Raw genomic sequence first — 16,410 nt, forward strand, 5'->3', positions numbered from 1 at the left:
GGATGACGACGGCCCCTTGATCATATCCAAGTTTACAAATATCCACGTGGACCTCTATCCTTCGGATTCGCGCTGATCACGGGGGTGAAGCATGCGTGATCTCATGCTGGATACAGCACCGGAAGACGTCGGTGGTCCGGTTTTCGACAGCTTCCTCGTGGCTGCGGCCTAGTCGCCTACCACCTTTCTGAAACTTCCTCCGCCTGCGGCTCTGCAAGCCGCAAGGTGCCTGCTGTCATGCCTGCGCTTCTTCCGAAAGGGCTTCGGTGGACCATCCCTCGATCGATGTCAGCTTCCCCGCTCCGCGCCGTGCGCCTTGGTTCCGTAGTCGTCTCGCGCTTTCTGCCGCGCTGACCGCCGCGCTGACTGCGTCGCTGCTGCACGCCACTGCGGCCCATGCGAAGCCTGACGCGTCGGAACACCTGGCGCCTCAACAGACCAGGATCGACAAGGACGGCGGTGAAGTGGCCGGCAGAGGATGGCCGACCAGCATGACGCCGGACTTGGCGGTTCCCACGCCGGTGTGGCCGACGGCCGGCACGGCCAAGGTCGTTGTGCAGAACATCGAATCGGCAGGCAAGGGTCACGTTGCGGGCAAGGTTTCTGCCGCAAGCCAGGAGCCGGCCACGGTCACCGTGCTCGACCGTGCAGCCGTTCCGCCTGCCTGGCGCAATGGCGTGGTCATGCGGGTTGCCGCCGCGGGCCGGGCGGCTGTGTCGGTGGATTACAACAGCTTTCGTTATGCGTACGGCGCCAATTGGGCCTCGCGGCTGCGGCTGTGGAACCTGCCACCGTGCACCCTGCAGAAGAACGTGACTGCTGACTGTCACGCTACGCCGCTGCCATCTACCAATGATGCCGCGAAGGGCATAGTCAGCAGCAATTCGGTCAGCAGCGGGTTCGTGGCGTTGGCGGCCGAGGCTGCCGGCGATTCGGGTGACTTCAAGGCGACCGGACTTGCTGCGTCCTCTACTTGGGCGGCCGGCGGTTCGGCTGGTGACTTCACCTGGTCGTACCCCATGCGGACGCCCCCCCGCGATGGTGGGCGAATCACCCGAGATCACCCTGTCGTACTCGTCCTCGAGCGTGGACGGGCGGTCGTCGGCAACCAATAACCAGCCCTCCTGGATCGGTGAGGGCTTCGAATACTCCCCGGGCTTCATCGAGCGTCAGTACATCCCGTGCGCCGAGGACAAGTCGGGCACCCAGAACGCCCCCGCGCAGACCGGCGATCTCTGTTGGCGCACGGACAACGCCACGCTGAATCTGAACGGCTCCAGCACCGAGCTGATCTATCAGTCGGGCAAGGGCTGGCGGCCGCGGCTCGAGGACGGCTCGAAGATCGAGAAGCTGACCGGCGGCACGAGCGATGACAAGAACGGCGAGCACTGGCGCGTCACCGCGACCGACGGCACGCAGTATTACTTCGGCCTGAACAAGCTGCCCGGGCAGACCGCCGAGACCAAGTCGGTGTGGGCGGTGCCGGTTTACGGCAATCATGCCAACGAACCGGGGCATGCGGACAAGTTCGCCGACTCGGATGAGATGCAGGCATGGCGCTGGAACCTCGACTACACCGTCGACGTTCGCGGTAATACGGTCTCGCACTGGTACGACGCGGAGACGAATTACTACGCTCCGGAGGTCTCGGACACCAAGAAGGCGAAGTACACCCGGGGTGGAGCGCTTGCGCGAACCGATTATGGAACCTGGGACCGTGCCGGATCACGATCGACCACCCCACTGGCGCAGGTCGTCTACACCCCCGGGGACCGCTGCCTCTCTGATTGCACGAAGCATGACGGCGCACATTGGCCGGACACCCCGTGGGACCAGGAATGCACGAGCGCCGCGGCGAACTGCAAGGGGAAGTACTCGCCGACCTTCTGGTCGGTCAAGCGGCTGGCAGTGGTGACGACCAAGGTATGGGACACCACCAAGACGACGCCGGCCTGGCAGGACGTCGACTCTTGGACCCTGACCCACAGCTTCCCGAGTCCGGGCGATGGGCAGCTGGGCGGCCTCTGGCTGAAGTCGATCGTGCATGCCGGTCTCGTGGGCACGCGGCTGGAGATGCCTCCGGTCGAGCTGTTCCCCACAGCGATGAGAAACCGGGTGTTGACGAAGACCAACACCACAAACAACTGGCAGCGGTTGGATTACATCAAAACTGAGACCGGCAGCTTGATCGACGTTCGGTACAGCGAGCCGGGCTGCAAGTCGGACAGTCTGCCTTCGAGCCCGCACACCAACACCCGGATGTGCTATCCGGTGATCGGCCCGGACCCGGCGAAGCCGGGTAGCGACCTCACCGAGTGGTGGCTGAAGTACCGCGTCGAGCAGGTGACCGAGTCCGACGTGCAGCTCGCCTCCGGGCATCAATCGCCGACGAAAAACACCTATTACACCTACATCGGCGACCCGGCCTGGCACTACGCCGACGACGACGGGCTGACGAAGCCGAAGCGGAAGACATGGAGCCAGTTCCGTGGCTATGAGGAGGTCGAAGTCAGGGTCGGCGACACTCAGCAAACTCTGACCCGGACGAAGTACCTGCGCGGAATGCACGGCGACAAACTCGCTCCGACCGGCGGCACCCGCGACGTCACGGTGACGGCCGATTACGGCACGGAGACCGTCAAGGACGAGGACGCATTCGCGGGCATGGTTCGCCAGCAGAGCGTCTACAACGGCACCATTGCCAAGCCAGTCTCCCGTACGGTCAATGTGCCCTGGCAGTCGCCTCCGACCGCGACTCGGACGATCAACGGTGATGCAGTCTCTGCCCGCTACGTCGAGTCGACGGTGACCTACGAGTCGACTGCCCTTGGCGAGGACGGGAAGGGCGGTTGGCGCACCACTCGCGTCGAGACCAAGTTCGACGACGCCACCGGCGATGCGAAATGGACCTCCGACGAGGGCGACGTGTCGAAGGCCAACGATGAGAAGTGCGTGACGTACACACCGATTGCGAATCCCGCGAAGAACATCACCGGACTCTCGAGCCGGATCACGACGACCGCTCTCACGTGTGGCGAGGCGGCGAAGTCGAGCGACGACGTCATCTCTGATGTACGCCAGTACTTTGACGGTGCGACTCCGGCGAAGCCGAAGGACGCCCCGGAGTTCGGCTCGGTGACCATGACCCAGTCGATGGCCGACTGGACCGTTGGCGGGGGCACGGTGTGGCAGACGGACTCCGAGGCGACGTTCGACACCGACGGCCGTCAGCTCACCACCACCAACAACCGTAAGCAGGTGTCCGAGACCACGTATGCGCCGGCCTCCGGTTTCGCCACGACTCGGACGGTGACAGATTTCCAGGATTGGGCGACTGTCACGAAGGTCAACCCCTATTGGGGCTCGACCACCCAGGAGAAGGATGTCAACGGGCGGGTCGTCGACACTGACTACGACGCCTTAGGCCGCGTCGTACGGGTCTGGGAACCCGGCTGGTCGAAGGCCGCGCACCCCAACACGCCATCCGCCCGGTTCACGTACTCGTATTCTCCGACGCGGTCCACGTACCCGTACACGAAGTCGGAGGCTCTGAAGCCGAACGGCGTCTACGAGACGACCTACGACATCTACGACGGTTTCCTCAACCCGCGCCAGACCCAGGTACCGGCGGTCGGCGAAGGCCGCGTCGTGTCGGACACCATCTACGACGAAGCCGGCCGCGTGGCCAGCTCTTATCCCGAGCATGCCGAACCGGGCACCGCGTCCGGCACGCTGTGGTGGGAGCCGGAGTGGTCGGTGCCGACCATGACCCGGAATGTCTACGACCGAGCCGGGCGATCCACGAACGTGATCTTCCTTGCCGGCGATGGGGTGACGAACCTCGTCGAGAAATGGCGGACGACGACGGCTTACCTGGGGGATCGGACTCGGACCACTCCGCCCCCTGGGGGCGTGGCGAGCACCGTTGTGACGGACGCACAGGGTCGTACGACGGAAACCCACGACCACAAGACAGCCGCTGGGGTGGCCGGCGCTGCAGTTGTGACCCGCCGGTCGTACGGCAAGAAAGGCGCCTTGGCGAAAGTCACGGACTCGGCCGGCAACGAGTGGGTCTACAAGTACGACGTCAAGGGGCGACTGACCCAGGCCACGGACCCGGACAAGGGCACGACGCATACGTCGTATGACGAGTACGACCAGCCGATCAAGACGACGGATGCCCGCGGCGAGATCCTGATCACCGAATGGGATCCGCGCGGTCGCAAGATCGGCCTGTACGACGACCGGATCGCGCAGGACACCAAGCGCGCCGAGTGGTACTACGACAAGTTCGAGCTCACTCGGAAGTCTCTGCGCGGCGCGCTGACCCGCAGCACGCGCTTCGAGGGTGGCAACGCTTACACGACTCGTTACCTGCAGATCAATGACCGCTACCAGCCCACCGGGGTCAGTTATGAGATTCCGGACGCTGAGACCGGTCTGGGCGGTACCTGGACCTTCGGGTATGGCTTCGCCGACGCGGACGGCTCACCTACCACGGTGGACTACCCGGCCGGCGGCGGTCTGACCTCCGAGTCGGTCGAGATGGTGTACGACGATGACTCCGGCATGCCACGTGCGCTCAACACCAATCTGCCCAATGTCGGCTCGTACGTGGTTGGTCAGGTCTACAACGCCTACGGCGATCCGACGGTGACCACTCGCAAGACGGCGGGCGGTGTCTACGCCGAGGAAGCCCTGCGCTACGACGAGGCGACCCGGCGTCTGGCCGGCATGAAGGTCAAGGCGGAGACCGCCAGCGGCAGCGCCTACGACACCGGCTACGAGTACGACGCGGCCGGCAACGTCGTCGAGATGACCGATCGGCCGGAGATCGGCGCGGCGGACAAGCAGTGCTTCGAGTACGACGCGCTGCGCCGGCTCACATCGGCGTGGACCCCGCATGTCGACCAATCCTGCAAAGCTCCCAAGGACCCTGCCCTGCTCAACGGGCCGGCGCCCTACTGGACCGACTGGTCGTTCGACGACCTGGGCAACCGGACCACCGAGACCGGGCACAGCATGGCGGGCAAAACCGTGAAGACGTATGCCGTGCCACCGTCCGGGGCGGGTAAGGTCCGGCCGCACGCGGTGGACGGGGTCTCGACGGCCGCGCCCGGTGAGACGACGCCGGCCACCCAGTCCTTCCACTACAACGATGCCGGTGACATGGAAAGCCGGCCGGGACCCACCGGGGTCGAGCAGGTCATCACGTACGACTCGGAGGATCGCCCCGTACGCGTCACCGAGGCCGATGCCTCCTACACCAACGTGTACGACGCCGAAGGGGACCGGTTGCTTCGCCGCGACCCCAAGGGAACCACGCTGTACCTGCCCGGCATGGAGATCCGTCGTGAGGTCGGCGGCGGCTCGTCCAGCACGGAGGCGACGCGGTACTACAGCTTCGGCGGCGCGACCGTTGCCGTGCGCAAACCCGGCGCCCGCTCCCTTGAATGGGTGTTCGAGGACACTCAGGGGACCCAGCGGATCACGATCAACGCTGAGACTCAGCAGACCGCCGTACGACGGCAGACGCCGTACGGCAAGCCGCGGGGCACGGACACCGGACAGTGGGCGACGCTCAAGGGCTTTGTCGGCGGCGACCGCGATCCCACCGGCCTGACCCGCATCGGGGCCCGCGACTACGACCCGGAACTCGGCCGGTTCATCACAGTCGACCCGTTGCTCGACCTCGACGGCTCGCAGCAGATGAACGCGTATTCGTACGCGGTCAACAACCCGGTCACTTTCGCCGACCCCAGCGGTCTAATGATCGACGCCGGCGGCGGCATGGGCCGTTCCTACGGCGGCGGCTGGTTCTCCTTCGCGCTGCACTTGGCGGCCGCGCTGACGCCGATCTTCAAAAAGCCGTTGCGGCGGATGGGTGGGGACCGCGGATCTCGTGTCCGCGACGCGGTGTCCGCCGGTACCCGAGGCATGTGGCGCGGCGTGAAGGACTATCCGAAGAACACCTGGCACAGCATCAAGCAGACGATCACTCATCCGATCGAAACCATCAAGTCCACCACTGCGCAGGCGGGCTATTGGCACCAAAAGTACATATTCGTCAGCACGGCCAACCCGCAGGTCGTGGGGGCTTGCATGATGACTGGTCTCTGTCAGGTGTACGAGGACCTGAAGGCCGGCAACTACGAAGAAGCCGGCTACGGGTACGCAAACTTCGCACTTGATGCGGTGCTGGCAGCGGCGGGAGCCGCAGCGTCGGCCGGGGTGAGTGCGGCCCTGAAGGGCGTGAAGGGCGCAGCCGGCGCCGCGCGCGTCAAGCCGCGTGCACATCCGAAGGACCGCGCCGGTGCACCGAAACCCAACGAGGGCGGTGCAGCGAAACCCAACGAGGGCGGTGACTCCGAGACCGGCGGAACGAACCCGTCGTGCGACAGCTTCGCCGCGGAGACGCTGGTACTGATGGCCGACGGCTCGACCAGACCAATCAGCTCGATTCATCCTGGGGACATGGTGCTCGCCACCGATCCCGAGACCGGCGAAACGGTTTCCCGGGAGATCATCAACATCCATGTCAACGAGGACTCCGCTCTCGCCGACGTCAGCGTCGAAGGGGCCGACGGCCATCGTGAGGTGCTGCACACCACTCAGAACCACCTGTTCTGGGATGAGGGTGACGGGGTCTGGCGGCCCGCTGTTGAGTTGAGCGAAGGCGCCGCAATGCGCTCCAATGACGGGCGGCAGGTTTACGTCCGCGACGTCAATGCCTTCCCCGGTCTGCGAGTCATGCACAACCTCAGCGTGGATGGTATTCCCACGTACTATGTGCTCGCCGGCAGCACCCCGGTACTTGTCCACAACGACGGCAACTACCCGACTAGTGGCACCATCGTTTCGCGCGGCACGATGAAAGTTCAAATCTACGCGAACGACCACGGACCGCCGCATGCTCATCTCAAGGACGGTAGGTCCGATATCCAGATCGGTCAGAATGGTAAGCCACTGGACCGTGATGTGACGCTGAATTCTAGGCAACAGGCATTTGTCGATGAAAACATCAAAACGATCCGAGGAAGCATCAAAGCTAAAATGCGCGAGTGTCGGCTGAGCGGTGGTGGGTGCTGATGGGGCTGCTTGATGACGTGGTAGGACGGCTTGCTGTGCTTGTCGGCGTCACTGCCGGCGACTTGGAAGACGAGCATGCGCGCTGGGAAATCTACCTTGAAGCGATGAACCTTCCTGCCGCCTATGAGTTGTTGCGCCGAGCCGTCGAGGCTGAAAGCGATGACAACGTCGCGGCGTCCGTCGCTCTCCGTATGCTTGAACGAACCGGCGAGGCGGAACGGGCTGACTGGGTAAATGCGCTTCGAGGAGCCAAGCGGGAATACGTTTCTCGTCGCGCGTTTGAACTGCTGATTCTGGAGCGCATCATATCGGGGGCGATGGATCCGGCCGAGGTGGCTCAGGAGATCGATGGCTGGACAGATTGGCTTCAGTTGCGGGTAGCTGATTCGGCCACCGCTGCAGGAATTCTCGATCTCCTGGGAGAGGCCGGAAGAACTCGACGTATCCGTAACGTAGCAAAAGCTCGGCGCGTGGAACTGAAGTGACAACGACAGTGCTGGCAGGAACAGTTTCTTTCCTGGACGGGCCGCTGCTGTCGGTCGCCTTGGGTCTGAGCGGTATGTGGCGATGAGCTGGTTACTGCTTGCATATGAGAAGTGCGGCGATGCCTTCGAATCGGAGGTGCAGCTCCCTGAATCGATCGGTGAAGACGTAATCAAGACGCTTGTTGGTGACTACCCGAACTTGCGAGGCGATTCGTTTCCAGTTGAAGGAGAGAGTCTCGATCATATTAAGGAGGCTTACTCGGTGGACGTGGACCCAGAAAACTTCGTCTATTTTATAGAGTATCGATCGTAGGTGGCTGTCGAAGAGGGCGGTCCGGCTTGCCGGGTCGCCCCGTGGGTCGCTCAATGAGGTCAAAATCGCGGTTGTCGAGTGCATTCCGTCGGAGCGATACATTGTCTCGCTAGGGGCCGAAGCGTGATGAGCGAACCGATCGACTTCGACTGCCTTTGCCGCTTCGGTTAACAACCCAACTGCTCTTGACAACTTATACAAGGCTGGCAGGACTAGCGGTATCCGCGCCATGGCTGAAGGCCGGCGAGCATAATCCGGGCTGCGCAGTCGCATTATCGGATCTCCCGTCTGCAGGCGGGACAAGCACCGGGAATACGGGGAGGCACTGTGGGCGCGACCGCGCTGCGCAGGAGACAGATAATCGCTGCCACGACTGCTCTGCTGGTCGTAGCCGCCGGTGGTGCGGTCGCCGGAGCGGCGCCGGCCCTAGGTGCGCCCGCAGCGGCGGAAGGGCAGCCGCCCAAAGAGCGCACAGCGTCCACTGAACACGCTGCGCTGCAGACCGCGCGATCGTCGGGGGAACGGGTCGAGGTCGCTCCGGAGCGCACCGAGCTCAGCCAGGTCTTCGCCGAACCCGATGGGCGGCTGACCTACGAAGCGTCGGTGGTGCCGCAGCGGGTGCACCGCCCCGACGGAACATGGGCCGACGTTGACCTCAGGCTGAGCGCGCGGAGTGACGGAGTGATCCGGCCGGCCGCTTCTGTGGCGGACGTACGGTTCTCCAGCGGCGGACCGGGACCGCTCGCCACGCTGGTCGAAAATGGCAAAACGATGACCATCGGCTGGCCTCTGGGCCCTTTGCCACCGCCTGAACTGGATGCCGACGCTGCTAAATATCGAGAGGTGCTGCCCGGCGTCGATCTGGTCGCCCGCGCCACCCCTCAAGGCTTCACCCATGTCCTGGTGCTCAAGAGCGCGGTGGCCGCGCAACAGTCGGAACTCAAGACGCTGACGTTTGAGCTGGGCGGCGACGCCGTCCTGCAGCAGGAGCGTGACGGTTCCATGCGGGCGGTCCACGAAGGCGAGCTGATCGCCTCTGCCAGCACACCGGTGATGTGGGATTCCCGGGCGGAGGCTGTCGAGGCGACGGCCAGGCGGGCCGCGGCTGCGGACGCTGTGGTGATGCCTTCCTCCACTGCGGAAGGTCCCGGCGCAGGGGCCGCCATCGCCGAGTTGGACGCCGAAATCACCGCGAGCGGCGACCTGGCATTGACGCCGGACGCGTCCCTGCTTGCTTCTGCAAGCTACCCGGTCTACATCGACCCGGAGTGGGGCAAGGGCAAGACCCGTTGGGCGTACGCCACGAACAACAACACCAACAACTCCGACACCTCCCGGGCACGGGTCGGCACGGACCCGGACGGGCGGATCTACCGCTCGTTCTTCGAGTTCCCCACCAGCACGGTGAAGGGGAAGCACATCGAGTCCGCGTACGTGCAGATGAAGCTGGACCACTCCTGGTCGTGCGACAACACGTGGACGCACATGTTCCATTCGAATGCCATCGGCGGGACCCCTCGAACGTCTTGGTCCACTAAGCTCCTCGAGCACGTCTCGGCGGCGGAGTCGCATGCGAACGAGGGCGGCGGCTGCGGCAACACAGCGCAAAACGACATGTGGGTGAACTTCACCGGCGGTGACGTGACGGCGATGTTGCAGAAGACGGCGACGAACGGAAAGAGCAACGTAACGGTCGCCTTCTCCGCGGGCAATGAGAGCCACGAATACGAGACATCGGGCGATCGCTGGAAGAAGTTCTATCCCAGCAACGCCAAACTCGTCGCCGAGATCGATGCCAAGCCGGGTAAGCCGAACGGTCTGCAGGTGGCCGGCATCGCTTGCACCACCTCCACCATCCGGATCGGCACGTCGACGCCGACGTTCTCCGCCATCTTCCCGGATGCTGACGCCGGGCAATCGATCAAGGGAACCTGGGCATGGTATGAGGTCGTGGACGGCAGCTGGCTGAAGAAGTCATCGCCGAACGCGACGAGCGCGACCGCCAACACCCGCAAGACGACGGGAAACGTGTCCGGCGCCGAACACGGCAAGACGTATGCCTTCAGAGTTCTCGGCACGGACCCGGCGCCCTTCAGCCTCGAGAGCGGCTGGTCCGACTGGTGCTACTTCACGGTGGACACGAAAGGTCCACCGATCAAGATCGAAGAGGTCAAGCGGCCTTCGGGGCCGGGCCTGCCCGGCAAATACAGACTCACGACCACCGCGACCGACGCGACCACCTTCCGGTGGGGCTGGAACGAAGCGGTGAGCAACGCGGTGACTCCTGTTCCGATCACCGGCGAACCGGGGGTCACCGGCAAATACGCCGAGATCACCGTCACCGCCGCGAAGTACGGCATCAACGTGATGTACGCGCAGGCCATCGATTCGACCAACAACAAGGGCTACGGCTCGAAGGAGATACCGGTCGACCGGCCGTCTCCGGCGGTGGCGCGGTTCGGCCTGGAAACCTATCCGGGTGAAGATGTGGCTGCGGCGCTCCGGGATCAGCAAGCGACCTTGGGCATCGGCGGCGACACGCCTTTGGTTGCCCAAGCCGACGTGACGTGGGCGCAGGACAGCCGGCTGATCGGCGGCAGCACGGCGACCCTCAATGGGACCACCTCGCAACTGGCCACCGGGGTCCCCGTCGTCGACACCACGAAGTCGTTCAGCGTCGCAGGTTGGGTTCGGCTCACTGCGATGCCGACGACCGACGGATACGTTGCCGCCCAGGACGGCGTCGGACCGGCGGCCTTCGGGCTCGGAGTCAAGTGGGACTCCGCTGCGTCGGCGTATCGCTGGGCGTTCTTCATGAAGGACACCGATGTGCAGACCGCGACCACCCGCGTCGCCTTCCCTGCCGCGACTCTCACGGCTGCTGATGTCGGCCGGTGGACGCATATTGCCGGTTCGTACGACAAAGAGGCCAAGAAGATCCGACTCTATGTGAACGGCAAGCTCGCCGGCGAAGCCGACCGCACCGCGTCGCCATGGGCATCCGGCAGGTTCGTGATCGGTCGAGCACAGAACGCCGGCACGGGTGACTTCTTCGCCCGTGCATCGATCGCCGACATCCAGGTGTTCGACCGGGTGATCGTCGACGACGATTTCACTGGGCAGCTTGCCGACGATGAGTTCTCCGGCGGTGTCGATGAGCCAGGCATTCTGCAGCCGGTGCAAGTTGGTCAGTGGGATTTCAACGCCGCCGTCGATTGCTACCAGGCCGGCACACCGGGTGCGTGTGTTGCACCGGACAGCAGTGCGTGGGGTCGCCGGCTGCGCCTGACCGAGGGCGCGGCGATCGGCTCGGGAAACCGGGGATGGGGCCTGTCGGTCAATGACGTGCACTATGTCGATGACCCCGCTGACCCCAAGTACGGTGCAGCCACCCAGCAGTACGGCGTCGCCCAGCGCAATACGGGCACCCCGCAGCAGCCGACCTGGCTGGACGGCCCGGTGTTACGCACCAGCGACTCGTTCACGGTATCCGTCTGGGTGCGACTGGACGATCTGGGGACGACAAGCACAGCGGTGTCCCAGCGAGGCACGTTGCTGTCTTCCTTCTACCTGGGTTCTCGGTCGTCGACCGTCAACGGTGTGACCGCGCATCGCTGGGAAATCATGACGGCCGACAAGGACGCCGCCACCGGGGAGGTCTACTCGCACCTGATCGCCGATGCACCTCTGGTGTCTGGGGATTCCGAGTGGACTCACTTGACGATGGTGTACGACGCCGGCCAGCGGAAGCTGAAGCTGTATGTGGACGGGAAGCTTGCGAAGTCGGACACGCGCACGCTGTGGAACGCGGCCGGGCCACTCGCCGTCGGCCGGGCGTACTGGTCCTCGACGGAGACCACCGGCGCGTGGACCGATCAGTGGCGTGGCGGTATCGATGACCTGCAGGTTTACCAGGGCGCAATGACCGACGTCCAGGTCAAGCTGCTTCAGGAGAGTCAGTCCTCGGTGGAAAACTGATCCTCGGCGACTGAGGTCCCGGTTGCCTGCCGGGGCCTCAGTCCTTCACGTGCCGGAACGCAACGCGTCGGTCGATGCGCGTCCAGCGGCGGCGAGGACATTCAGGCCGCACGGTCATTTATCGGCAGCGCGGACGGCTACTGGTCGGTCGAGGCGGGCGCTGACTCTGCGGGAGCCGTCGGCGGCTTGGGTTGGGGCGGCAGGCCGAGCGTGAAGTGCTCCGTGAGCCACGGCAGCAGCTTCTCGTACGCGGCGATCGTGTCCGGCTGGTTGAAGTCGTGGGACAGCACGATCGAGCCCGGCCGGACGTGCTGCTGGACGCCGTTGACGACCTTGTCCACGTGCGCCTTCTCGTCCTCCAGCTGCGGGTGGTCCCAGTCGCGGGGGTCGACCTCCCAGTAGAGGGACGTCATGCCGTCCGTGTACGCCGTCTCGACGAGGCGGTCGGTGAAGTTGCCGCCCGGCGCGCGGAAGAAGGGGATCTCGGCGCCGGGTACCGCCGCGCGGATGGCCTCGTTGGTGCGGGCGAGGTCCTTCTGGATGTCTTCCGGCTTGTCCTTGCCGATGGTCAGGCTGTGGTTCCACGTGTGGTTGCACAGCGTGTGCCCGGCCGCGGCGATCTGGCGGACGATGTCGGGGTGGCGCCGGACCTGGTCGCCGACCAGGCAGAACGTCGCCTTGGCGCCGTACTGGTCGAGGAGCTTGAGGATCTTCGGGGTCTGGACCGGGTCGGGTCCGTCGTCGAAGGTGAGCGCGACCGTCGTGTTGCCGGTGGTGCGCAGCGACTTGGCCGGGCCGGTGCCTTCCGGTACGAGCACGGCCGGGGCGCTGGGCGCGGCGGCGCTCGGTGCGGTGGACGGTGTGTCCTTGCCGGCCGGGGGCTTGGCGGCGGTCGCGGGCTCGGAGGCGGCCGGGTCGTGCTGTTTCGCCGGTGCGGCCGGGGTGTCGCCCGGCTTCTTCGCCGGGGGCTTCGCGGCCGGGACGGCCGTGGTGACGATCGCGTGGTCGGCCGCGTTGATCGGGTTGACGTCGGTGCCGCCGCCGCGCTGCATCGGGATGACGATCAGCATGAGGCCGACCGCGACCAGGGTGGCGAGCAGCGCCTGCTGGCGGTGCCGGCCGATGAGCAGCCAGGACTCGATGGGCAGGGTGCCGGGGGCGCGGTGGGCGCCGGTGACCGGCGGCTTGCCGTTGTCGGCGCGGGCCCAGTCGCGGAGGGCGCCGGCCGCATCGCGTACGGCGGGGAGCGGGCGCACGGTGATGGCGAGCGGATCGGCGGCCTTGGCGTGCCGGCCCCGCGCCGGCCGCCCCGGAGCGGAGGCTCCGGCGGACCTGTTCCGGGAAGCGGACTTGGACCGTGGGGCGGAGCGGCCCTCGGAGCCGGAGCGGGATCGCGGGCTCAGGTCGAGGGTGGCGCGCCGCCCGCCCGCGATGCGCTGCGTGGCGGGTGGACGGAGAATGGTGTTGTCGGCCAGGGACTCGGGGCGCCGGTGCCGGCCGAGGGCGGTCTCGCCCTCCAGGACGGTCACGTGCGGGAAGCCGCCGGTGCCACCGGTGAGCGCGTCGAACCGGGCCCGCTCGGACGTGGCTGCGTGGCGCGAGCCTCGTCCCGGCGCCGGACGATCGGGGGATTGCGGCGGCATCCGTCATGCCTACCGTGCGACAAGATCAAAAACGATACCGTATTCGTGATCATCGAGTGGCCGAATGTAATCACCGCAGGCAGCGGGATTGCGGCGGCTCGGCAGAAAAGGACGCGTCGCCGCGAAATACACGCCGCCCCATCGACCAAGCGGGCGGGAGACGAAAAAGGGTCAGCGTGAGGCATGCACCTGCTCGGTCGCCTTCCGCGCCGCGATCAGCACCGGATCCCACACCGGCGAGAACGGCGGCGCATAACTCAGGTCCAGCGCCGTCATCTCCTCGACCGTCATGCGGTTCCAGACCGCGATCGCCAGCGCGTCGATGCGCTTGGCGGCCTCCTCGCGGCCGACGATCTGGCCGCCCAGGAGCATTCCCGTACGCCGCTCCGCGATCAGCTTGATCATCATCGAGCTGGCGCCCGGGTAGTAGCCGGCGCGGCTCGTCGACTCGACCGAGGCGGTCACGAAGTCGAAGCCCGCCGCCGATGCCTCGCGGGAGCTCAGGCCGGTGCGGGCCACCTCGAGGTCGCAGACCTTGGTGACCCCCGTACCGATGACTCCGGGGAACGTCGCGTAGCCGCCGCCGAGGTTGATGCCCGCCACCCGGCCCTGCTTGTTGGCGTGGGTGCCCAGCGGCACGTGCACGGGCTGCCCGCTGATCCGGTTGACGGTCTCGACGCAGTCACCGGCCGCCCAGATCCCGTCCACGCGCCCGTGCGGCCCGACGACCCGCATCCGCAGGTCGGTCCGCAGGCCGCCGGTCACCCCGAGCGGGATGCCGGACTCCTCCGCCATGGCGGTGTTCGGCCGTACGCCCAGACCGAGAACGACTATGTCGGCCGGGAACGTCCCGGTCGGGGTGACGACCGCGGAGATCCGGCCGTTCGTGGTGTCGAGCCCCTCCACGTGCGTGCCGGTGCGGACCTCGATGCCCAGCCCGCAGATCGCCTCGTGGATCCGTTCGCCCATGTCGGGGTCCACCGTGGACATCGGCTGCGGCGATTTCTCCAGCAGCGTGACGTCCAGGCCGCGCCGGACCATCGCCTCGGCCATCTCCACCCCGATGTAGCCGCCGCCGATCACCACCGCGCGGCGCGGCCGGGGTTCGCGGTCGAGCCAGGCGTGGATGGCCGTGCCGTCGTCGAGGGTCTGGACGCCGAAGACGCCCTCGGCGTCGACGCGTGCCCACGCCGGGGTCACCGGTACGGCGCCGGCCGCGTACACCAGCTGGTCGAAGCCCTCGCGGCGTTCACCGCCGCCTTCCAGGTCCCGCGCGACGACCTCGCGCCGGTCCAGGTCGATCGCCACGACCTCGTGCCGCAACCGTACGGCGATGCCGGCCTTCGCGAACGCAGCGGGTTCGCGGGCGATCAGCGCGTCCCGGTCGGTGACCGCGCCGCCGATCCAGTACGGGATCCCGCAAGCCGAGTACGACGTGAAGTGGCCCCGTTCGAACGCGACGATCTCCAGCTCGTCCGGTCCCTTGAGCTTGCGCGCCTGCGACGCCGCCGACATCCCGGCCGCGTCCGCCCCGACGACGACAAGCTTCACGAAGCCTCCCGGTCGAGCGGCTGCGAGGGGTCGAGTGGCTGCGAGGGGTCGAGTGGCGCCGAGGGGTCGAGTGGCGCCGAGGGGTCGAGTGGCGCCGAGGGGTCGATCTGAGCTCCCGGGCCGAGCGGGGCGCTCTTGGTGGTCAGGGCGAGCCAGTCCACCACGTCGGAGACCGTCGCCTGCCGGGCGAGCAGCGCCCGCTGCCGGGCCGCACCCGTGCCGTGCGCGCGCAGCCGGCCCATCAGCACGGTCGCGATCTCCAGGTCGCCGTGGCGTTCCAGCTCGGGGCGCACGTAGTCGAAGAGCTGGCGCATGAGCTTCCACGTCGGCCGCGGCTCGCGGGTGGCCATGTCGATGTTGACGCCCTCGAGGCCGTCGTGCGCGGCCCGCCAGTGCGCGGCCGTGAGCAGCGGGTACGGCAGCTGCGGCGCGTCCTTGCCGTCGTGGATGTCGCCGAGGATGGTGGCCACCAGGGCCCGGGCCAGCGCGGCCAGCAGCAGGGTGTCGTCCAGGGTCGGGCACACGTCGCCCATGCGGATCTCGACCGTGGGGTAGTTCGCCGACAGGCGCGCGTACCAGTAGAGCATTCCCTCGTCGAGCGCGGCGCCGCTCGCCTGCAGGTCGGAGATGATCTGCAGGTAGTGCTCGTGGGACTCGAGGTGGGGCGTGGGCTGGACCGTGGGCCAGCGCTCCCAGAGCATCGAGCGCCAGCTGGCGTACCCGGTGTCACGGCCGGCGAACAGCGGCGAGTTCGCCGCGGCGGCCTGGAGGATGGGCAGCCACGGCCGCAGGTGGTTGAGGACCTGCACGCCGGTCTCGGGGTCGGGGATGCTGACGTGCACGTGCATGCCGTTGAGGCCGGAGCCGGGGGAGAGGTCGCCGAAGCGTTCCCGCATCCGGTGGTAACGCGGCTTGTCCACGACCCGGCTGTGCGGCCCGACGGCCGGGGCGGCGCCGACCGCGACCAGGCGGGCGCCGGCGGCCTCCGTCGCGGTGGCGAGCCCGGCGCGCAGCCGTCGCAGGGCGTCGTAGAGCTGGGGGAGCGCGAGCTGCGGCGGGCTGGCGGTCTCGATCTGACTGCGCATGTACTCGTGCTGCACCGAGTCCCGCAGGTCGTCGGGCAGGTGGTCGAAGACGTCCTCGACCGCTTCCACCGCCCGTGGCTCGACCGCGTCGACGAGCAGGTACTCCTCCTCGACGCCGAGGGTCAGCAGACCCTGCGCCTCCGCCTCCTCGGCTACCTCCTCGGAGATCGTGGTCGCCTGTGCCGCAGTGTCCGACGTCGCCATGCGCCGCAAGTACCCTCCGCGCTCTGCCCGAAAACGAATGTTGCGCTGCGGGCGTAGCGTGA

7 protein-coding genes are annotated in these 16,410 nt (G+C 66.6%); 4 read left to right on the forward strand and 3 right to left on the reverse strand.

What is annotated here, in order from left to right; all coding sequences use genetic code 11:
- The first annotated feature begins 266 nt into the window (after positions 1-266).
- The 4 genes from COUCH_RS06745 (at position 267) to COUCH_RS06760 (ending at position 11,865) form a co-directional block, all read left to right on the forward strand.
- Positions 267-1,115 (forward strand): hypothetical protein, encoded by an 849-nt coding sequence (locus tag COUCH_RS06745; RefSeq protein WP_249611232.1) that lies wholly within the window; start codon positions 267-269, stop codon positions 1,113-1,115.
- A complete protein-coding gene (locus COUCH_RS06750; RefSeq protein ID WP_249611233.1) occupies positions 1,039-7,089 on the forward strand; it encodes an RHS repeat-associated core domain-containing protein in 6,051 nt (2,016 codons plus the stop codon). The genes COUCH_RS06745 and COUCH_RS06750 overlap by 77 nt, the downstream gene beginning before the upstream one ends.
- Positions 7,062-7,574, forward strand: a complete 513-nt coding sequence (locus tag COUCH_RS06755) for a hypothetical protein (protein WP_249611234.1) — start codon at positions 7,062-7,064, stop codon at positions 7,572-7,574. Before COUCH_RS06750 ends, COUCH_RS06755 begins: the two co-directional genes overlap by 28 nt.
- A gap of 640 nt (positions 7,575-8,214) precedes the next feature.
- Positions 8,215-11,865: a LamG-like jellyroll fold domain-containing protein gene (locus COUCH_RS06760; protein WP_249611235.1), complete on the forward strand. Its 3,651-nt coding sequence runs from the start codon at positions 8,215-8,217 to the stop codon at positions 11,863-11,865.
- A 137-nt stretch (positions 11,866-12,002) separates the two neighbouring features.
- Here the strand turns inward: COUCH_RS06760 and COUCH_RS06765 are convergent, their stop codons facing one another.
- The 3 genes from COUCH_RS06765 to COUCH_RS06775 form a co-directional block, all read right to left on the reverse strand.
- Positions 12,003-13,508 (reverse strand): polysaccharide deacetylase family protein, encoded by a 1,506-nt coding sequence (locus COUCH_RS06765; protein WP_249611236.1) that lies wholly within the window; start codon positions 13,506-13,508, stop codon positions 12,003-12,005.
- Between the two features lie 171 nt (positions 13,509-13,679).
- Positions 13,680-15,059: an FAD-dependent oxidoreductase gene (locus COUCH_RS06770; RefSeq protein WP_275980071.1), complete on the reverse strand. Its 1,380-nt coding sequence runs from the start codon at positions 15,057-15,059 to the stop codon at positions 13,680-13,682.
- A complete protein-coding gene (locus COUCH_RS06775) occupies positions 15,056-16,348 on the reverse strand; it encodes a carboxylate-amine ligase (RefSeq protein ID WP_249611237.1) in 1,293 nt (430 codons plus the stop codon). Before COUCH_RS06775 ends, COUCH_RS06770 begins: the two co-directional genes overlap by 4 nt.
- Positions 16,349-16,410: the final 62 nt, after the last annotated feature.

Origin of the sequence: Couchioplanes caeruleus, from assembly GCF_023499255.1 — a bacterium.
Lineage (GTDB): Bacteria > Actinomycetota > Actinomycetes > Mycobacteriales > Micromonosporaceae > Actinoplanes > Actinoplanes caeruleus_A.

What these genes read in the sequence shown, in the direction of transcription:
- COUCH_RS06750 (WP_249611233.1), top strand. Translation starts at nt 1,039, where the DNA reads ATGGTGGGCGAATCACCCGAGATCACCCTGTCGTACTCGTCCTCGAGC.
- COUCH_RS06765 (WP_249611236.1), bottom strand. Translation starts at nt 13,508, where the DNA reads ATGCCGCCGCAATCCCCCGATCGTCCGGCGCCGGGACGAGGCTCGCGC.
- COUCH_RS06775 (WP_249611237.1), bottom strand. Translation starts at nt 16,348, where the DNA reads ATGGCGACGTCGGACACTGCGGCACAGGCGACCACGATCTCCGAGGAG.